The 17,321-nt window shown below is 57.8% G+C and carries 21 protein-coding genes; 7 read left to right on the top strand and 14 right to left on the bottom strand.

Translation table 11 applies throughout. The annotated features are described in order from the left end of the window. The first annotated feature begins 184 nt into the window (after positions 1-184). The 5 genes from GPM19_RS12320 to GPM19_RS12300 all read left to right on the top strand — a co-directional run bounded on the left by GPM19_RS12320 (position 185) and on the right by GPM19_RS12300 (position 2,495). Positions 185-634: an RrF2 family transcriptional regulator gene (locus GPM19_RS12320; protein ID WP_160419323.1), complete on the top strand. Its 450-nt coding sequence runs from the start codon at positions 185-187 to the stop codon at positions 632-634. Between the two features lie 58 nt (positions 635-692). Beyond that, positions 693-1,004 carry a c-type cytochrome gene (locus tag GPM19_RS12315; RefSeq protein ID WP_227842398.1) on the top strand — a complete coding sequence of 104 codons (312 nt, stop codon included), beginning with the start codon at positions 693-695 and terminating at the stop codon, positions 1,002-1,004. Positions 1,005-1,151: 147 nt separating this feature from the next. Then, positions 1,152-1,592, top strand: a complete 441-nt coding sequence (locus GPM19_RS12310; RefSeq protein WP_160419321.1) for a DUF4870 family protein — start codon at positions 1,152-1,154, stop codon at positions 1,590-1,592. Beyond that, positions 1,592-2,158, top strand: coding sequence for a cytochrome c oxidase subunit 3 family protein (locus tag GPM19_RS12305; RefSeq protein WP_160419320.1), 567 nt, complete (start codon positions 1,592-1,594; stop codon positions 2,156-2,158). The genes GPM19_RS12310 and GPM19_RS12305 overlap by 1 nt, the downstream gene beginning before the upstream one ends. A 34-nt stretch (positions 2,159-2,192) precedes the next feature. Continuing rightward, the gene (locus GPM19_RS12300) at positions 2,193-2,495 is read left to right on the top strand and encodes a cytochrome C oxidase subunit IV family protein (protein ID WP_160419319.1); all 303 of its coding nucleotides are present in this window, start codon (positions 2,193-2,195) and stop codon (positions 2,493-2,495) included. Here the strand turns inward: GPM19_RS12300 and GPM19_RS12295 are convergent. The 14 genes from GPM19_RS12295 to GPM19_RS12230 all read right to left on the bottom strand — a co-directional run bounded on the left by GPM19_RS12295 (position 2,492) and on the right by GPM19_RS12230 (position 15,472). Next, positions 2,492-2,722 carry a hypothetical protein gene (locus GPM19_RS12295; protein WP_160419318.1) on the bottom strand — a complete coding sequence of 77 codons (231 nt, stop codon included), beginning with the start codon at positions 2,720-2,722 and terminating at the stop codon, positions 2,492-2,494. The two genes, GPM19_RS12300 and GPM19_RS12295, sit on opposite strands and share 4 nt — an antisense overlap. A gap of 11 nt (positions 2,723-2,733) precedes the next feature. Then, the gene (locus GPM19_RS12290) at positions 2,734-4,677 is read right to left on the bottom strand and encodes a nitric oxide reductase activation protein NorD (protein WP_160419317.1); all 1,944 of its coding nucleotides are present in this window, start codon (positions 4,675-4,677) and stop codon (positions 2,734-2,736) included. 9 nt (positions 4,678-4,686) lie between these two features. Further along, positions 4,687-5,499 (bottom strand): CbbQ/NirQ/NorQ/GpvN family protein, encoded by an 813-nt coding sequence (locus GPM19_RS12285; RefSeq protein ID WP_160419316.1) that lies wholly within the window; start codon positions 5,497-5,499, stop codon positions 4,687-4,689. Between the two features lie 66 nt (positions 5,500-5,565). Continuing rightward, the gene (locus GPM19_RS12280) at positions 5,566-6,921 is read right to left on the bottom strand and encodes a cbb3-type cytochrome c oxidase subunit I (RefSeq protein WP_160419315.1); all 1,356 of its coding nucleotides are present in this window, start codon (positions 6,919-6,921) and stop codon (positions 5,566-5,568) included. Between the two features lie 49 nt (positions 6,922-6,970). Continuing rightward, the gene (locus GPM19_RS12275) at positions 6,971-7,423 is read right to left on the bottom strand and encodes a c-type cytochrome (RefSeq protein ID WP_160419314.1); all 453 of its coding nucleotides are present in this window, start codon (positions 7,421-7,423) and stop codon (positions 6,971-6,973) included. A 218-nt stretch (positions 7,424-7,641) separates the two neighbouring features. Continuing rightward, positions 7,642-9,198 carry a cytochrome D1 domain-containing protein gene (locus GPM19_RS12270; protein ID WP_160419313.1) on the bottom strand — a complete coding sequence of 519 codons (1,557 nt, stop codon included), beginning with the start codon at positions 9,196-9,198 and terminating at the stop codon, positions 7,642-7,644. Then, a complete protein-coding gene (cobA, locus tag GPM19_RS12265) occupies positions 9,195-10,043 on the bottom strand; it encodes a uroporphyrinogen-III C-methyltransferase (RefSeq protein ID WP_160419312.1) in 849 nt (282 codons plus the stop codon). Before cobA ends, GPM19_RS12270 begins: the two co-directional genes overlap by 4 nt. 14 nt (positions 10,044-10,057) lie before the next feature. Then, on the bottom strand, positions 10,058-11,257 hold the full coding sequence (nirJ, locus tag GPM19_RS12260; RefSeq protein ID WP_160419311.1) for a heme d1 biosynthesis radical SAM protein NirJ: 1,200 nt from the start codon (positions 11,255-11,257) through the stop codon (positions 10,058-10,060). 24 nt (positions 11,258-11,281) lie between these two features. Beyond that, positions 11,282-11,842 carry a siroheme decarboxylase subunit beta gene (gene ahbB / locus GPM19_RS12255; RefSeq protein ID WP_160419310.1) on the bottom strand — a complete coding sequence of 187 codons (561 nt, stop codon included), beginning with the start codon at positions 11,840-11,842 and terminating at the stop codon, positions 11,282-11,284. Further along, the gene (locus tag GPM19_RS12250) at positions 11,817-12,293 is read right to left on the bottom strand and encodes an Lrp/AsnC family transcriptional regulator (protein WP_160419309.1); all 477 of its coding nucleotides are present in this window, start codon (positions 12,291-12,293) and stop codon (positions 11,817-11,819) included. The genes ahbB (GPM19_RS12255) and GPM19_RS12250 overlap by 26 nt, the downstream gene beginning before the upstream one ends. After that, a complete protein-coding gene (gene ahbB, locus GPM19_RS12245; RefSeq protein ID WP_160419308.1) occupies positions 12,283-12,822 on the bottom strand; it encodes a siroheme decarboxylase subunit beta in 540 nt (179 codons plus the stop codon). The genes GPM19_RS12250 and ahbB (GPM19_RS12245) overlap by 11 nt, the downstream gene beginning before the upstream one ends. Next, positions 12,819-13,277 (bottom strand): Lrp/AsnC family transcriptional regulator, encoded by a 459-nt coding sequence (locus GPM19_RS12240; RefSeq protein WP_227842396.1) that lies wholly within the window; start codon positions 13,275-13,277, stop codon positions 12,819-12,821. The genes ahbB (GPM19_RS12245) and GPM19_RS12240 overlap by 4 nt, the downstream gene beginning before the upstream one ends. A gap of 104 nt (positions 13,278-13,381) precedes the next feature. Then, positions 13,382-15,046: a cytochrome D1 domain-containing protein gene (locus GPM19_RS12235; RefSeq protein ID WP_319928121.1), complete on the bottom strand. Its 1,665-nt coding sequence runs from the start codon at positions 15,044-15,046 to the stop codon at positions 13,382-13,384. Positions 15,047-15,133: 87 nt separating this feature from the next. Continuing rightward, positions 15,134-15,472 carry a hypothetical protein gene (locus GPM19_RS12230; protein ID WP_160419305.1) on the bottom strand — a complete coding sequence of 113 codons (339 nt, stop codon included), beginning with the start codon at positions 15,470-15,472 and terminating at the stop codon, positions 15,134-15,136. Between GPM19_RS12230 and GPM19_RS12225 the strand changes: the two genes are divergently transcribed. Together GPM19_RS12225 and GPM19_RS12220 are read left to right on the top strand one after the other, a co-directional pair. Continuing rightward, a complete protein-coding gene (locus GPM19_RS12225) occupies positions 15,471-15,806 on the top strand; it encodes a c-type cytochrome (RefSeq protein WP_160419304.1) in 336 nt (111 codons plus the stop codon). The two genes, GPM19_RS12230 and GPM19_RS12225, sit on opposite strands and share 2 nt — an antisense overlap. A 13-nt stretch (positions 15,807-15,819) precedes the next feature. Further along, complete coding sequence (locus GPM19_RS12220; protein ID WP_160419303.1) at positions 15,820-17,019, top strand: cytochrome D1 domain-containing protein; 1,200 nt, start codon at positions 15,820-15,822, stop codon at positions 17,017-17,019. The last annotated feature ends 302 nt before the right edge of the window (positions 17,020-17,321 follow it).

Here is a 17,321-nt window from a genome sequence, read left to right as displayed (position 1 = left end):
TAACATGCATATAAAGTACTACTTAAGCCGACGCCTGCCAACCAACAGGCATGATCCAGGCAACGTCACCCTGTTTTGACCCAAGAGGTACCGGCACAGCACTGACAAATAGCGCCGGCAAATAGCACAGTGGCTCTCTACAACCATTCGATCAGCGTCAAGGCAAAGCGAAGAAGGTTCCGCCATGCACCTAACCCGATTCACTGATTATTCGATCCGCGTATTGTGCTATCTCGCCGTAAAGAAAAAAGAAGAACGTTCGACTATTTCAGAAATCGCCAAGACGTTCGATATTTCCAACAATCACTTGATGAAAGTGGTGCAGAGTCTCGGCCACAAGAGATATATCACTGCCATTCGCGGCAAGAACGGCGGGTTGCTACTCAAACGTGATCCGGCGACAATTGGGCTGGGAGATCTGGTGCGTCACATGGAGCAAGAGCTGTGCCTGATGGAGTGCTTTCGCGACGAGAACAAGTGCATCATCACACCGGCGTGCCGGTTGAAACCCATGTTCAGTGAGGCCTTGAAAGCTTTTCTTGAAGTACTCGACCGCTATACATTAGCGGACATGCTGGAAAAAGATCAGCCTCACTTGGCAGAGCTGATGCGGATTCCTGCATCTGAGCTATAACCGATGCCGGGTAGTTGCTCGGCGCATCATGACCATGATCGATTTCAGGAAACCTATGATGAAAATATTGTCTGCTGCTCTTGTTGCTGCTAGTGCTGCCTTGGCTTTCTCCGTAACCGCTCAGGCGGAACCTGATGGCGAGGCAATTTATAACCAGGCCTGCATGGCCTGCCATATGACGGGGGCTGCCGGTGCCCCGATCAAGGGCGATGCCGAGGCTTGGGAGCCGCGACTCGAAAAGGGAATGGAGATCCTGTATACCCACTCGATCGAGGGTTTCAATGCCATGCCGCCCAAGGGCGGAAACCTTAGTCTCAGCGATGAAGAAGTGAAGGCGTCCGTCGACTTCATGGTCAGTGCGGTGGAATAACCCTAGCCTCGGCCTGGAAAGGCGTGACGGCTCGGCGAAAGCTAAAAAAGCACCATTTGCTCGAGTTCAGCGTGGCATAGAAAATGCCGTCATAAGCGCCGGGGATCCTTGAGAAACCCGGCTCACTGTTCCCAGAGAGGTACCCTGATGTCCTCCCCTTCGGCTCTTTCCTCCCCTCAAGCCGCATCCTTGCCTTCCAACCGTGGGCGCGGTACGGCGATCATCGTTTACATGCTTTTTTTGGGCAGTGTTCTGGCGGTGGTCACCGCCCCGTTGGGGGTATTGATCGCTCATTTGAAACGGCGAAACGCCGATGACTGGGTGGCTTCGCATTTTTCCTTCCAGATTCGTACCTTCTGGCTGGGTGTTCTCGGGGGTGGTGTTTTCGTCGCCGCCTGGCAATTACTCGGGCTTGCCGGACTGCCGCCCATGGCTCCCTGGGCAATGGGTTATGTCTATTTCACTGTTTGCCTGATCTGGATGGTGGCTCGATGCGGTGTGGGCATTCAACGTTTGACCTCCAATCGTCCCATCGACAACCCTCGTAGCCTGGCTTTCGGCGGTGCCCGTATCAGCTTGGAGGATTGATGAGCCGCGACCTGCCCAACCCCGGCTGGGGGCCGCTCTCGACCTTGCCCGGCAACCCACTGATGTGGGTGCTGATTCTCAGCGAAATGCTGGTCTTCACGGCTTTCTTTGCGCTTTACGCCGGCCAGCGTGCCCTTGACCCCGCCCTTTTCAATGCCTCCCAGCAACAGCTCGACCCTCTGCTGGGCGGCCTCAATACGCTGGTGCTATTGACCAGCGGGCTCTGTGTGGCCTTGGCCGTGGAGGCTATAAGCGTCGGCCGCATGCAACGCACCCGCCTGTGGCTGGGTGCCGCTATGCTGCTGGGCCTCCTGTTCTGTGGCATCAAGCTTATTGAGTACACCGACAAGTTTTCCGCGGGTCTAACGCCGGAAACCAATGCCTTTTTCGGTTTTTACTATGGTTTGACCGCATTTCACTTTGCCCACGTACTGTTCGGCCTGGCGTTGCTGGGATTGGTGAGCTGGCGCACTTCCACCGAGAACGTGGAAACGGCAGCGGCCTTCTGGCACATGGTGGATCTGATCTGGATACTGCTTTATCCGCTGATTTATCTTCTTAGATGATGTTCTTTTTAGATGATGTTCTTTCGAGGTAACCATGACGGCACTGCCCGGCACTCGTCGCTTATTCATCACCTGGGTCATGCTAATGGGCCTGACAGGGGTTTCCATGGTCTCTGCGCGCCTGGATCAGACCACTGACTGGCAGACCTTGTCTCTCTGGTCGGTCGCCCTGGTGCTAGTCGCTACCGCTTTCAAGGCGCATCGGGTATTGATGGTCTACCTCAATCTGCGCGCCGCTACGCCTGCCTGGAAAGGGATTTTTATCGGGTTAATTCTTGTGACGCTGGCGCTGATTGCCGCGGGCTATCTGGCGGGTCGCTTTAATTTAATGGGTTAGCGCGGCGTGGTATCGGAACCGGACATACCTGAAGGCGGCGGTACCGTATTCGCCCAGGCTTCCAGCAGCCGGCCCAGTCGCATCAGGCCATACACGACGAAGGGCACCAGCAGCATCAGCCCTATCCCCCAGTCGCGGTTATTGATCAGCCACACCAGCGGCACAACCACCCCCAAGGCAACGAGAGACCATAGCCCAACCGCCAGTACGGGACGCAAACGAGACATGGCAAACCTCCTCAGGTAGCAATAATCTGACGATAGATACCCGGCAGGGCCAAGGCAAGATGCTCCGGACGCTGCACGATGGCGTAACCACCTCGCCCGAACAGATGAGGAATGTAGCGCCCCGCCTCCCGGTCGATAGTCACCCCGAACACGCGTACTTCTTCTCGGCGCGCCTCGAGCACCGCTTTACGCGTGTCCTCGATGCCGTAACGCCCTTCGTAATAGTCGGTATCGTTAGGCTTGCCGTCGGTAAGCAGCAACAATAACCGATGGCGGTTGGGCCGCTTGGCAAGTTCACCGGAAAGATGCCGGATAGCCGGACCCATGCGGGTATAGTGGCCAGGCTTGAGCGCTGCGATACGCCGCGACACCCGATCTCCCATAGGCTCATCGAAGCTTTTCAGCGTATTGACCCAGACGCGATGACGGCGGTGCGAGGTAAAACTGTGAATGGCATAGTCATCGCCACAACCCGCCAGGCCGTGACCCAGTACCAGTAGCGCTTCCTTGGCCACATCCAGCACCCGACGATCCTCCAGCCAGGCCTCGGTGGAAAGCGACACATCGATCAGGATTGATACCGCCAAATCCCTCGCCTGGGTGCGACTGGCCTGATAGAGGCGATCGCTGGCCTCACCGGTAGCCGCCAGATCGCAGCGTGAACGAATCACGGCATCCATATCCAGTTCACTGCCATCGAGTTGGCCACGGACAATCTCGCGGCGTGGTCTGAGTGCTTCAAACTCGCGACGGACTCGACGTATGCGCCGCCGAGTGGATTCATCCGGTTGCCAGTTCTCCCCTTCCTCGCTCTGGATATCGCTAAGTACCACACAGTGGTCTGGCATATAGACTTGTTTGCGATGGTTCCATTCCGGGTAGGTATGGCGACCGCGCAGCCGTCCTCCGCTCACCTCATCGGGCGCCAGGTCGAGATCCAGCTTGAGCTTGGAAGCGGCCTTCTTGCGATGGGGGCTAAGCACGATCTCGTCGAGCTGATCGGCAGCCTGCTTGGCCTTGTCTTCGTCTTCATCTTCCACATGGCGATTGAGATTGACCATCTCGGCCCAGGAGAGCATTTTTTCCGAGGCATTCAGCATCAGGGAGTCGTCGCGGTCGGCCTGATCCTGCTCACGACGGTCAGCCTTGCGCTTGCCGTGGTCATCTTCCGGCGAGTCATTGCCGGCCACAGGCGCCTCGTCATCCTCCTGTTCAGTTCGCGCTTCTTTATTGGTACCCAGGGTCACGGCTTGACCCCATAACGGTACCGGAAGCGGCGGACGATAGCCGCGTGGCGCATGAAAGGCGTCCAGCGGCAGGGCGTCGTCGAGGATGGCATCATGCATCACTTCGGCCCAGCTCTCGTTCGGAATTGGATCACCGAGCTGGGTACACAGGGCGGCCTCCAATGCCGCTTCCATAGCCGGCAACCGCTTGCGCTGGGGACGAATCGCCAGCAATTCTCGGCAGAGCCTGGCATGGCGCTGAGCGAGTCCCGGAAAGTGGGCAAGCGCCGCCCGAGTCGCCCGACTCACTTCACGTAACTGAAGAAGATCATGCTGCAACGGATCTTCGACTACCGGGACATGCCGAGCCACCGCCAAGTAAGCCACCAGCCAGAGGTAGAGATCACGATTCAGTGAGGCGTCGGAGAACAAGGCGATGCGTGGCGGTAACAGCAGGCTCTCTTCATCGCGCCGAGCTTGATCGAGTACTTCCTCGTCGAGTCCCAGGCGTTGGCGTAGGGACAAGCGATGAGACGAACTGCGCCCGGCAATAGCGGCAACATCGACCCCCGCCTCGCCACCACCCGCGCGAAAGAAGACCCCGAGCATGGGGCGCAACGACTCGAGGCGCACCGCAGCTTCAGGGTGGTCGGGATAGCTTGCCGCGCCGGAAGCCCAATGGTGCCAATGGCGACCGACAAACTCCTCGACTTCAAGAAAATCAAGCATGAAAAGCCCTCAACCGAAGGTGGCGTGGATCGCTTCCATCAGCCCTTCCTGAACATCCGCATCATCACTGAGCGGCTCCACCAAGGTAGCGCGTGCAGCCTCCAGAATGGGCACTCCAGCAGCGATCAAGGTGGCGCAGTAAACCAGCAATCGCGTGGAGACCCCCTCTTCCAGATCCTGGCCCTTCATGGCACGCAGGCTTGCAGCCAGGTTGACCAGTGCCGCGCACTGCTCGCCCGGCAGCCCACTCTCCCGCGCGACGATGTCACGCTCGACCTTAGGCGGCGGAAAATCAAACGACATGGCCAGGAAACGTTGACGAGTGCTGGGTTTGAGCGACTTGAGAATGTGTTGATAACCGGGGTTGTAGGACACCACCAGCATGAAGTCATCCGGGGCTTCGAGCAATTCGCCGGTACGCTCCAGAGGCAGCAGGCGGCGATCATCGGTAAGCGGGTGCAAGACCACGGTGACATCCTTGCGCGCCTCCACCACCTCGTCAAGATAGCAGATCCCACCCTCACGCACCGCCCGGGTCAGAGGGCCGTCGACCCAGCGGGTCTCGCCGCCCTGCAACAGATAGCGGCCGGTGAGATCGGCGGAGGTCAGATCGTCATGACAGGAAATGGTGAACAGCGGCCGTCCCAGCTTGGCCGCCATATGGCTGACAAAGCGCGTCTTGCCGCAACCGGTGGGACCCTTGAGCAGCAAAGGCAGACGTTGACGAAAGGCATGTTCGAACATGCTGCATTCGTTGCCGACATTTTCGTAGAAAGGTAATTCGCGCTCATCGACATGAGCGGCGACTGAAGAAACAGGCATGGGAAATCTCCATGGCCGGGAAATTAAGGGAGGGGAAGCAAAAACGGCCCCGGAGGGCCGTTTTGTTCAGGCCGAGCCTGTCCCGGCGGTTATTTGCGTGCCGCCCGCCGGCACCTGCTCCCGAGCGGGGCCGAAGAAGGCGTAGAGTAGCATGCCCGCTCCCACGGCCACGGCGATACCCGAGCCCAGACGCATGATGTAGAAGAGTTCAAGTTGCAGCTGAACTTCCATGTAATTCATGCCCAGGACGCGCTGCAGATGCGTCTGCACCACCCCGGCGAAGGTCAAGGTGAAGGTCATGAAGCACATGCCGCTGGTCATGACCCAGAAACCCCACATGTTCAATACCTGATTGTAGGGCTGTACCCGGCGAATCTGCGGCATGGCGTAGGTAATCACCCCGAGTATCAGCATCACATAGGCCCCATAGAAGGCCAGGTGGCCGTGAGCGGCGGTGACCTGGGTGCCATGGGTGTAGTAGTTGACGAAAGACAGGGTGTGCATGAAGCCCCATACCCCGGCGCCGAAGAAGGCGATGGTCGGGCAACCTAGCGCCCATAGCATGGCGGCCTTGTTGGGGTGGTTGCGGCTGCCTTTCCAGAACATGGTGAAGGCGAAGACCACCATGGCGAAGAAGGGCGCCACTTCAAGCGTGGAGAAGACACTGCTGAGTGGCTGCCAGTAACTTGGCGCGCCGATCCAGTAGTAGTGATGACCGGTTCCCAGCAGTCCGGAAAACAGCGCCAGACCGACAATGATGTACAGCCACTTCTCGATCACTTCGCGGTCCACGCCGGTCATCTTGATCAAGAGGTAACCCAGCAAGGACGCCATGATCAGTTCCCACACGCCTTCGACCCAGAGGTGTACCACCCACCACCAATAGAGTTTATCCACCGCCAGGTTGGTCGGGTTGTAGAAAGCGAACAACCAGAACACCGCCGCCAGCCAGAGCCCCAGCATCAGTACCAGGTTGATGGCGGTCTTGCGCCCCCTGTGCAAGGTCATGCTGGTATTGAACAGGAACATCAAAAAGGAGATGGTGATCAGTACCTTCACCCAGAACGGCTGTTCGAGGAACTCGCGCCCTTCGTGAATACCGAACTGGTAACCGACCAGGGCGGCGGCCCCGGCGAAAGCGAAGATCGCCAACTGCAGGTAAGCCAGATTGGGGCTATGGATTTCCCGCTCGGCCTCTTCCGGCATCAAATAGTAGGTACAGCCCATGAAGCCGATCAACAACCACACGATCAGCAGATTGGTATGGCTGACGCGCATGATATGAAAGGGCATCACGTCAGTCATGAAGCTGGGAAAGGCATAGACGGTGGCGGCCAGCAGTCCGAAGACGACCTGCAACGTGAACAGCGCCATGGCCACCATGAAGAAGGGCAAAGCCACCTTCTGGGTTTCGTATTTCATTGTACGGTTCTCCTTGAGTCATCCACCCGACATTAGCAACGTTCGCGGCTTAGCCGGCGGGATGCGGGGGCCAGTTCTGGTCGTCGATACCATCGGTCCATTCGAGGAAGTCGATCAGGCCGTTCATTTCCTCGTCGCTGAAGTCGTAGGCCGGCATCTGACGCCGCCCCTCGACACCCAGCGGCTGGGCACGTATCCAGGCGTTGATACCGGCGCGTGCAGCTTCAGGATTTTCGTGGCCGCCATAACGTTCCCAGACATTACCCAGCTCCGGAGCGAAGTAAGCCCCTTCACCCATGATGCTATGGCAGTTGATGCACATGTTCCTTTCCCACACGTGCTTGCCAAGCTCGACGGACTCGGTGAGCCCCTCGCTGTCAGTGGACACATTGACCATGTACCAGTGGGTATGAGCCGTCAGCCCGGCGAACACCAGAAAGAAGAACAGCGAACCGCCATAGAAAATGTTGCGGGCTGCCGATTTAGTCAGTCCATCAGCCATAAGCCATACTCCCTTGCTAGTCTTTTTCGGCCTCAGGCTCAAGAGCCAAAAGGCATCTATTTTTTTAAGATGTATTTAAAATACAACTTAATAATACCAGAAGCAAATCAACACTAACTTTGACACAGATCAAATTTTGACAAAAGGGGAAAAACTATGCGTAAAAAAATAGTATTTCGCCGCACAGCACTTGTGCACCCAGGCTTATCGCCAATCCCTTAATGGCTGGTACCTTCTTCGTAGTGCGTCTTGTTCCAGACATTGTATTTACCCGATGGCTTGCGCATGGGGATACGCTGAAGCTCCTCCAGGGTATCGCCGTCATAAACGATCACGGCGCCATCATCTTCCCAAATGCTCAATAGCAACTTCTTGCCGTAGCGATCGAACTCCACATGGGCGGCGGTCTTGCCCGGTTCGGGAATCAGGGTCTCGACGATTTCCAGGCTGGCCTTGTCGATGACATGCACCCGGTCGCGGTTAGGGCCGAAAAACACATCCACCCAGGCATAGGGCGAATTGGCATGACTGCGCATGAAGAAACCAGGGCCGTCGGTTTCGAGTGTCTTGACCACCGACCAGTCCTGCATATCGATGATCGATACCGCTGCCTTGGACAAGTGCGGCGTTGCCATTACTCGGCGTCCCTCGTACTCCCAAGTGATGCCGGAACCCAGGTGCGGCATTCCGGCCAGGGGCAGTTCCGCGACCTTCTCGCCATTGTCCAGGTCGACCACCATGCCGCCCTGCCCGCCTCGGGAGGCGCCGATGACATGGCGATAGTCGAGATCGAAGAAGAAATCGTCCAGATAGTCCGGTACCGAAATACGCCGAACGTGGAAATTGGGCGTGTCATGAGATCGGCGGGCGGCCAAGGGCGTGCTCATGTGGCCGGTGGACACCACGGGCTCGGTGGGCAATGGCCAGGGAATCTCCCAGACCTCCTTGATATCCTTGAGCGCGGCAATGAAGCTACCCCGGGGCGGGGCGGCGTAGACGGCACTGACCCGGGAGCCGTTACCGGCCTCGTCGGCCACCGGATAGACTTTCATCAGATCCAGTTCATGCGCATCGAAAAGCACCAGGCTGTGCGGCAAATAATTGGCGGCCATGACATAGCGACCGTCGGCCGAGACGGCAATGTTACGCATATTGATGCCGGCGCGGACTTCGGCGACTACCTCGAGATTGTAAAGGTCGTACTTGGTAATCCAGCCATCTCGGGAGCCAAAGAAGACGTAACGTCCGTCCGGGGTGTACTTGGGTCCGCCATGCAGCGCATAGCGAGTTTCAAACCGATGGATGCGCTCGAAGCTATCCCCATCAAGCAGACTGGCGTGGTGGTCGCCGGTTTCCACCACGATGAACAGGTTGAGCGGGTCGGCATCGAAAACCGGCTCGTTCGGAAGACTACCCTCGGAGTGGAGCACGACCTGGCTGGCCAGGATAGCGTCCTTCGTCCAGCTTGGTGGGCTTTCTGGAGGGCGGTAAATCCACTCCACCAAGGAGGCGATTTCATCGCTATCGAGCGTTTCACCGAACCCCGGCATCTGGCTGGCTAAACGTCCATCGCGGATGACTTGGGTGGCAGCATCGGGTTTCAATCGCGAAAGATTGCCCGGGAGCAGTGCCGGGCCGATACCGCCCAGGCGAGTCTCGCCGTGGCAAGCGGCACACTGGGTTTGATAAAGCGTTCGGGTATCCGTTTCATCCGCCAATGCCGAGACAGCCGGCAGGAGTAGCGCCAACCGCACTGCAAGATTGAAAAATTTCACAGGGCAATACGCTCCCTAGCCAGTTCCAATATTTCGCCGCTGGCGAAAATCGCCTCCTCGGGCATCGGTTGGGCCAGCACATCGGCCAAGCGCACGACTTCCCCCACAACAATCAGCGTCGGTGGTCGCAATCCTTGCTCATCGATAGTCTTGACCAGCTCGCCCAGACAAGTAATCACCTGGCGTTGCTCGGGCGTAGTACCCCGCTCCACCAGGGCGACCGGATGGCCGGCCGCCAGGCCGTAGGACTGCAACTTATCGCTGATCAGTGCGGCATTGGCCAGGCCCATATAGAACACCACGGTGTGATGCGGCACCGCCAAGGCCTGCCAGTTCAAGGCCAGTTCACCGTCTCCCTTGCAGTGCCCGGTGACGAACGTGACGCTCTGGGCATGGTCACGATGTGTCAGCGGGAAGCCACCGTAGGCGGCGCACCCTTGAGCCGAGGTGATGCCCGGCACCACGCGAAAAGGCACGCGGTTTTCGACCAACACTTCGGCTTCTTCACCGCCACGACCGAAAATATAGGGGTCGCCTCCTTTAAGGCGTACCACCCGCCGTCCCTCACCGGCCAGGCGCACCAACAAGGCGTTGGTCTGCTCCTGAGTCAAGGCATGACAGCGCGAGGCCTTGCCCACATAAAAACGTTGCGCATCGGGGCTTGCCAGAGCCAGTACTTCCTTGGAGACCAACCGGTCGTAAACCAGACAGTCTGCTTGTTCGATCAAGGCCAGGGCCCGAAGCGACAATAGGCCGGGATCACCGGGGCCAGCCCCCACGATGGCCACCTCCCCGGGTGCCAAGAGCGTTTCGGCCAGGTCATAGGAAACACGATGTGACGTCATGACAGACTCCTCGGCTAGAGCTCGGTGGCGGGGATGGACGCAAAAGGAACGCTGATACGCCGTATTTCTTGATCATCAACGCCGATTTCCTGGTTGGTCAGGTAACAGCCGGGGTCTTCTTCCCAAGGATCACCGCTGACTTTCCAGGCCCGAACCCGGGTATTGCCATTGCAGATACTCAAATAACGGCAGGCGCTGCAACGCCCTTTCACCGGGCGTGGCCGTTGCCGGAAGCCCTGCATCAGGGAATCGCTAGTATCACGCCATATTTCGGAAAAAGGTCGCTGGCGCACATTGCCCAGGTCATGATCCCACCAGAACGTATCGGGATGCACATTGCCCAGGTTGTCGATATTGGCGATATGTTCTCCGGAGGCATTACCTCCCCAGTTCACCAGGCGTTGGCGCAACGCTTCGGCTTCATCCGGGAAATGCTGCTCGGCCCATTGCAGCAGAAAAGGACCGTCGGCATCGTTGTTGCCGGTAACGTATTCGCGCTCCACCCCACGCTCGAGTTCACTACGGCAATGCTCGAACAGTCGGTTCATGGCATCACGAGTCATCTGGTACCAGGCGTCTTGCTTGCTGTGGCGATTACCGCGACCGCCGTAGTTGAGATGCGAGAGATAGAACTTATCGATATCGTGCTCATCGAGCAGCGCCAGAATATCGCCGAACTGTTCATAGTTTTCCCGTGTCAGGGTGAAGCGTAGCCCCACCTTGATGCCTTTCGCCTTGCACAGCTTCACCGCATGCATTGATTCGCGAAAGGCCCCTTTGCGCTGGCGAATGGTATCGTGGGTAGTTTCCAGACCGTCAATGCTGATGCCCACGTAGTCGTAGCCGACATCGGCGATCTCCTCGATATTCGCCTCGGTAATCAGCGTGCCGTTGGTGGAAAGGCCGGTGTAGATACCCAGCGCCCTGGCCCGCCGAGAAAGCTCGAATATGTCCGGGCGCATCAACGGCTCGCCACCGGAAAGGATCAACGCCGGCACGCGAAAACCCTGCAAGTCGTCGAGCACCGCATGCGCCTCAGCGGTGGTGAGTTCGCCCTTGAAGTCAATATCCGCCGAGACGGTGTAGCAGTGCTTGCAAGTCAGGTTACAACGGCGGATCAGATTCCAGATCACCACCGGGCCGGGAGGCTTGCGAGCCCCCGGGATCGGTCCGGGTTCGAGCAGGGTCTTGATATAGCGGGTGACACGGAACATGGCGTTCTCCTTCTGCGGCAAGGCTCAGCCTCGCGCGTCGGTCTCGGTGCTTGCGGTCTGCAGATTTGCGGCGGCCAGGCGCAATCCGGTCTTTTTTAATATGCGCGAACTATAGAGAATGCGATGGCCGTGGCATGCCTCCCCCAAGCAGGCGCGAAGCACCTGGGCTTGTTGTTCGACTTCCTCACGAGTTCGCCCGTGGAGCATGGCGAAAAGGTTATAGGGCCAGTGAGGCAGGTGGCGTGGGCGCTGGTAGCAATGACTGACCCCCTCGATAGCGGCAATTTCCCGGCCCAGTCGCTCGACATCGGCATCCGCCACATCCCACACCGTCATGCCGTTGGCCACGTAGCCCAGGCGATAGTGATTGGGCACCGCGGCAATGCGGCGGATCACGCCACGTTCGAGCATCGCCTGCATGCGCGACAGTACCTCTTCGCCGCTCATGCCGACCTGCTCACCCACCGCCGTCCATGGGTCGGAGACCAGCGGCAAGCCTGCTTGAGTGGCCAGCACGATGGCGCGGTCTTGCTCATCCAGACTCTTGCTCTTGCCCTCCTCAGACGGCCAGATGAAGTCGGACATGGAATTCCCTCTCCTTGGGCATGTTGAAGACCGCCAGGCCGGTGGCCGCCTCGAGCTCCGCCACGACCTCGGGGATACGCTCCGCTGTCTCGGTGGCCAGGACGAACCACATGTTCAATGCATGCTCGCGACGATAGTTATGGGCCACTTCAGGGAAGGCGTCGAGTATTCCGGCCACCCGCTCATAGTCCATCTCCGGTACCGCCAGGGCCGCCAGCGTCAGGCCGCCTCCCAAGCGCTCGGCATGGTACATGGGGCCGAAACGGCTCAGCACGCCGGTATCACGCAGCCGCGCCAGACGTTCAATCAATTCGGCTTCAGATAGACCGAGCTCCCCCGCCACCAGCGCGTAGGGGTGCGGCGCCAAGGGTAATCCATCTTGCAGGCGGTTGATGACGTGCCGGTCGTCAGCATCAAGCTCAACCTCGTTAATCCCGTCCTTATTGCGCATAGCTCCCTCCCTGGGCATAACGCCCACCGCATTGGCGGTAGGCGTGATGACTAAACAGCACCTGGTGGTCGATTTCCGCGAGTCCATGGTGGTGAACGAGAAGCTCGAGCTGGGCAAGGACCTGTTCACGCTGAATGCCATGGATCATGCAGAAAAGATTGAACGGCCAGTCGGGAAGGCGGCGGGGGCGGCGATAGCACAGCGTAACGACACTTTCTTGAGCCAAGGCTTGGCCCACGCGAGCCACTTGTTCATCAGGCACGTTCCACACCACCATGGCGTTAGCCCTGATACCCAGGCAGCGATGACGCACCACCAGCCCCAGGCGCTTGATCAGTTTTTCATCCTGCCAGCGGTCCACGCAGGCCATGACCTCGGCTTCTTCCAGACCACACTGCTCGGCCAGCGCCTGCCAGGGCCGTGGGGTTAACGGCAATCCCTGCTCAAGAAGTGCCCGCAGGTGACGATGAGCGTCGGATTCATGGGCTTGGCAAACACGCTCCAAGACAAGCGGCGTTGTGGTTGTCATATTCTCTCCAGCTCAGCCCAAGGAATCGTAAACGCCAGGTCGATATGAAAGCTTTCCAGCATGGGCAGGCGCAGAATCGTCCGGCCGAGCATGGTTTCCAAGTGGTTCAAGCGTTCGTCAAGACACTGTTCCTCCGGTGCGGTCATCACGAACCACAAGTTGTAATGGTGCTCCCGGGCGTAATTATGATTCACCCCCGGGGCTTGGTTGATGAGCTCTGCAAAGGCATCGCGTTCTTCTTCCGGAACAGCCACGGCGGCCAACAAGCTGGCCCCGGCCAAGGTATGTTCGAAAACCGGCCCGACACGGCTCAGTACATCCAGCGCCTGAAGCCGCTGCAGGCGAGCGATCACCTCTGCTTCGGACGTGCCAAGACGCTCGGCCATGGCCTGAAAGGGCTGGGGACAAACCGGTAGATCGCGCTGGTAGCAATCGATCAAACGTCGGTCCAGCATATCGAAATCCTGGGGTTGGCAATGCATCGGCACAGCTCACTTCTGTCTGGTACTGCTTTTATAGGGAAGGGCGGCGGCCCTCTCGGACCGCTGCCGCTTCCTGTTCAGTAGATATCGTGCTGAGTATTGAGAACGTTGAACTTGCCGGTCGGCGTCACCAATCGTTCATCCTTGATCACTGCCTTCAGCTCACGCGTCGTGTCATCGACGATCACCAAGGCGGACTGCTGGTCCATGGCATTCCATACCGAGAACCACACCTCGTCACCCGCCTTGTTGTATTCCGGCTGCACTACCCGCTTGGGCCCTTCTCCCACATCAGCCCATTCGGCGATAGGCAGGATTTCGTAGCCGGCTTCTATATCGTTGAGGTCGAAGACCGCTACGGTTTGGCTAAGCGCTTCACCGGGATTAAGCGGTGTGTCGACATAAAGGTTACTCGACGCCGGATGGGTCTTGATGAACAGCGACCCGCCGCCTTGACCTTCGAGGATACGCACCACCTTCCAGGCATTTTCCGGATGACCTTCAGGGTCGGTACCGATCAGCTGGATGGTGTTATCACCCAGGTGGCTGGTCGCCCATACCGGCCCGAATTCAGGGTCGACAAAATTGGCACCGCGGCCAGGGTGCGGGATCTTGCCCACATCGATGATGGCCTCGAGCTCGCGCTCCTGGGCATCGATCACCACGATCTGGTTGGATTCGTTGGCTGCCGTCATGAAGTAACGGCCGCTGCTCTCCCAGCCCCCATCGTGCAGGAAGCGAGACGTGGCGATCTCCACCGTGCTCAAGGCATCCAGGTTCTCGTAATTGACCAGCTGAACCTTGCCGGTTTCCTTGATGTTGACGATGAACTCGGGATGCTGGTGTGAGGCCACGATGGCCGCCACGCGCGGTTCAGGATGATATTCCTGAGTGCCGACGGTCATGCCCCGGGTACTAACGATCTTCTTCGGCTCCAGGGTCTCGCCATCCATGATCACGTACTGAGGCGGCCAATAGGCACCGGCGATCGCAAAGCTGTCTTCGTAACCCTCGAACTTCGAGGTTTCGACGGAGCGTGCTTCCAATCCCACCTTGATGGTCGCCACGATTCCCGGCTCTTCCATCCACAAGTCGATCATGTCTACCTTGGCATCGCGACCGATGACGAACAGGTAGCGACCCGAGGCGGACATACGCGAAATATGCACCGCATAGCCGGTATCAAGAATATCGATGATTTCCTTGCTAGCGCCATCGATCAAGGCGATCTGACCGGCATCGCGCAGCGTTACCGAGAAAAGATTTTCCAGGTCCAGGTCGTTCAGTTGCTGGGTGGGACGTTCTTCCGGCGGCACCATCACTTCCCAGCTTTCCTGCATTTCGGGCATACCGAATTCAGGCGGAACCGGCGGTTCATGCATGATGTACTTGGCCATCAATTCGACTTCTTCTTCGGAGAAATCGCCCGAGGTACCCCAGTTAGGCATGCCGGCCGGGGAGCCGTAATTGATGAAAACCTTGAGATAGTCCAGGCCGCGTTCCTGGGTAACCTCCGGGGTCAACGGCTTGCCGGTCGCCCCCTTGCGCAACACCCCATGACAGCCTGCGCAACGCTGAAAGTAGATTTCCTTGGCTCGCTCGAACTCCTCCTCCGTAAGGTCAGGGGCACCAGGACTGCGCACCGCCTTGGCTGTCGCCGCTTCCACCGGTGACTCCGTGCCCCGATAGACTCTTGCCGCCTCTTGCTCCTGATCGGGATCATCCTCAAAAGCCTGTACCATGCCCAAACCCAAGCCGAGTGAGGCAGCTGTGACAGCCACTACCAGTGGTCTGAGATACCTGTTTCTCTTCATCATCGTTTCACCTATTCAATGGTCCACGTAAGCAGCTTTGTCAGGTAATGCTATTTTTATTTTCGCTGGAGAAACCCAGGTGTAGCGCTGCCTCCAAAAAGACTGATCGATTAAAAGATATTTTTCATGCATCTTTTGATTTTTGAGCAAGGTTTCGTATAACAAGTTGATCTGCAGCAATTCATTCGTTACCTCATCCGCGCCTACCTCCGAATGGACATTGTCAGGCGCCAGAAAAACTGATCTATTTTTCAAACAGTGCTTAAGCATCGTTTCATTGACACAAATCAATATAGCTCCGAACCGGAAACTCGACACTTCGTCCACTCCTTTCCACTTGCCTGGAGCTTTCATGTCCCTTCTAAGTCGCGCCATCCTGCTCTGTACGCTTTGGCTGCTGCCCGCTCAGCCACTGATGGCGCTAGATATCGACACGGCTCGGGAAAAGGAACTGGAAACACTGCTTTACCAGGATTGCGGCTCCTGCCATGGCATGACCCTAAAGGGTGGGCTAGGCCCCGCCCTGACCCGCGAACGCATGAATACCTATCCCCGCGATGGCCTGGCCAGGTTGATCTTGCAGGGCATTTCCGGCACCGCCATGCCCGGTTGGGAAGGTTTGCTTAGCGAACAGGATGCACGCTGGCTCGCCGATCATCTGCAAAACGACAACCCCTTGGCGCGCTGACGCTGGAGTCCCCATGAAGCTGAATTCGATACGTAAACCTTTCGCCGGCATAGCGTTACTCGCGCTACTTGCTGGTTGCCAGACAACTCCCGAGGCACTTCATGGCACCGGTGACCTCGGTGTGATCGTGGAGCGCGCCACCGGCAGCCTTGCCGTAGTAGATACCAGCCAACGCCAGATACTTGATCAGGTGAAAGGACTGGGCGATCTCTCCCACGCCTCGGTGAAATTCTCGCGGGACATGCGCTACGCCTTTGTCTTCGGTCGCGATGGAGGCTTGAGCAAGGTCGACTTGTTGACTGGCGAGATCACCGCGCGCGTGATGCAGTCGGGCAACAGCATTGGCGGGGCCATTTCCCAGGATGGACGGCTCGTTGCGGTGGCCAACTATGAGCCGGGCGGGGTGAAAATTTTTGGCAGCGAAGACCTTGAATTTGTAGCTGACATTCCCGCTACCTGGATAGATGAAAAGGGCCGTGAACAGCGCTCCAAGGTCGTCGGACTGGTGGACGCCCCGGGAAATCGCTTCGTCTACAGCCTGTTCGACGCCGGGGAAATTCATCTCGTTGACATGAACGGTGAAGCACCGGAACTGACACGCTTCACCGAGGTGGGTAAAAATCCCTATGACGCCCTGATCGACCCTAGCGGACGCTATTACATCGCCGGTCTGTTTGGTGAAGATGGTCTGGCCTTGCTCGATCTATGGCATACCGATGCCGGGATACAACGCATCCTGCCCGACTACGGCCGTGGCGAGGAACGCCTGCCGGTCTACAAGATGCCCCATTTGGAAGGCTGGGCCATGGCGGGAAACGAAGCCTGGTTACCGGCGGTCGGTCGCCATGAAGTGCTCATCGCCGCTACCGACGACTGGTCGCTTACCGAGCGCATCCCGGTCCACGGCCAACCCATCTTCGTCATGAGCCGGCCGGACGAACGCCAAATCTGGGTCAGCTTTGCGCACCCGGACAATGACGTGGTGCAGGTCATTGATAGCGAAACTCGCGCTATCGTGGCGACGTTGTCACCAGGGAAGGCCGTTTTGCATATGGAATTCACTCCCCGTGGTGAACATGTATGGATTTCAGCCAGAGACAGCGACCGCGTCACGGTCTATGACACCCATACCCTGGAGGAAATCACCCGCCTGGAAAGCGAGTCACCCAGTGGCATTTTCTTTACTCACCGGGCTCACCGTATCGGGCTTTAACGCTATACACAGGTCTCGCATCCTACCCCTGCTCAAGCCACTACCCGTTAAGAGGTAGGCCAAATTCTCATAAGGGGTAGTACCTATACAGCATGACCCAGATCAAATACGCTTAAAGCGACTTTAATTAATGTAGTTTCAATACACCTTCTCAAGGTGCTGGCTCAGGACATGTCTGAACCAAGCAACCAAGCAAAAAGATGCATAATAAATGCTTTTTATTAAACGCATCGCCAGCACCCTTCTCTTAAAGGGCCTTGAACGGCAAGGAGACGATTCATGACTACGCCATCGATGGTTTC

It is taken from the genome of Vreelandella zhuhanensis, assembly GCF_009793355.1.
GTDB lineage: Bacteria > Pseudomonadota > Gammaproteobacteria > Pseudomonadales > Halomonadaceae > Vreelandella > Vreelandella zhuhanensis.
This window is presented reverse-complemented; position numbering and strand designations above follow the sequence as displayed.

Coding starts and splice junctions, on each gene's coding strand:
- GPM19_RS12320 (WP_160419323.1), top strand. CDS start 185: ATGCACCTAACCCGATTCACTGATTATTCGATCCGCGTATTGTGCTAT.
- GPM19_RS12315 (WP_227842398.1), top strand. CDS start 693: ATGAAAATATTGTCTGCTGCTCTTGTTGCTGCTAGTGCTGCCTTGGCT.
- GPM19_RS12310 (WP_160419321.1), top strand. CDS start 1,152: ATGTCCTCCCCTTCGGCTCTTTCCTCCCCTCAAGCCGCATCCTTGCCT.
- GPM19_RS12305 (WP_160419320.1), top strand. CDS start 1,592: ATGAGCCGCGACCTGCCCAACCCCGGCTGGGGGCCGCTCTCGACCTTG.
- GPM19_RS12300 (WP_160419319.1), top strand. CDS start 2,193: ATGACGGCACTGCCCGGCACTCGTCGCTTATTCATCACCTGGGTCATG.
- GPM19_RS12295 (WP_160419318.1), bottom strand. CDS start 2,722: ATGTCTCGTTTGCGTCCCGTACTGGCGGTTGGGCTATGGTCTCTCGTT.
- GPM19_RS12290 (WP_160419317.1), bottom strand. CDS start 4,677: ATGCTTGATTTTCTTGAAGTCGAGGAGTTTGTCGGTCGCCATTGGCAC.
- GPM19_RS12285 (WP_160419316.1), bottom strand. CDS start 5,499: ATGCCTGTTTCTTCAGTCGCCGCTCATGTCGATGAGCGCGAATTACCT.
- GPM19_RS12280 (WP_160419315.1), bottom strand. CDS start 6,921: ATGAAATACGAAACCCAGAAGGTGGCTTTGCCCTTCTTCATGGTGGCC.
- GPM19_RS12275 (WP_160419314.1), bottom strand. CDS start 7,423: ATGGCTGATGGACTGACTAAATCGGCAGCCCGCAACATTTTCTATGGC.
- cobA (WP_160419312.1), bottom strand. CDS start 10,043: ATGACGTCACATCGTGTTTCCTATGACCTGGCCGAAACGCTCTTGGCA.
- nirJ (WP_160419311.1), bottom strand. CDS start 11,257: ATGTTCCGTGTCACCCGCTATATCAAGACCCTGCTCGAACCCGGACCG.
- ahbB (WP_160419310.1), bottom strand. CDS start 11,842: ATGTCCGACTTCATCTGGCCGTCTGAGGAGGGCAAGAGCAAGAGTCTG.
- GPM19_RS12250 (WP_160419309.1), bottom strand. CDS start 12,293: ATGCGCAATAAGGACGGGATTAACGAGGTTGAGCTTGATGCTGACGAC.
- ahbB (WP_160419308.1), bottom strand. CDS start 12,822: ATGACAACCACAACGCCGCTTGTCTTGGAGCGTGTTTGCCAAGCCCAT.
- GPM19_RS12240 (WP_227842396.1), bottom strand. CDS start 13,277: ATGCTGGACCGACGTTTGATCGATTGCTACCAGCGCGATCTACCGGTT.
- GPM19_RS12235 (WP_319928121.1), bottom strand. CDS start 15,046: ATGGTACAGGCTTTTGAGGATGATCCCGATCAGGAGCAAGAGGCGGCA.
- GPM19_RS12225 (WP_160419304.1), top strand. CDS start 15,471: ATGTCCCTTCTAAGTCGCGCCATCCTGCTCTGTACGCTTTGGCTGCTG.
- GPM19_RS12230 (WP_160419305.1), bottom strand. CDS start 15,472: ATGAAAGCTCCAGGCAAGTGGAAAGGAGTGGACGAAGTGTCGAGTTTC.
- GPM19_RS12220 (WP_160419303.1), top strand. CDS start 15,820: ATGAAGCTGAATTCGATACGTAAACCTTTCGCCGGCATAGCGTTACTC.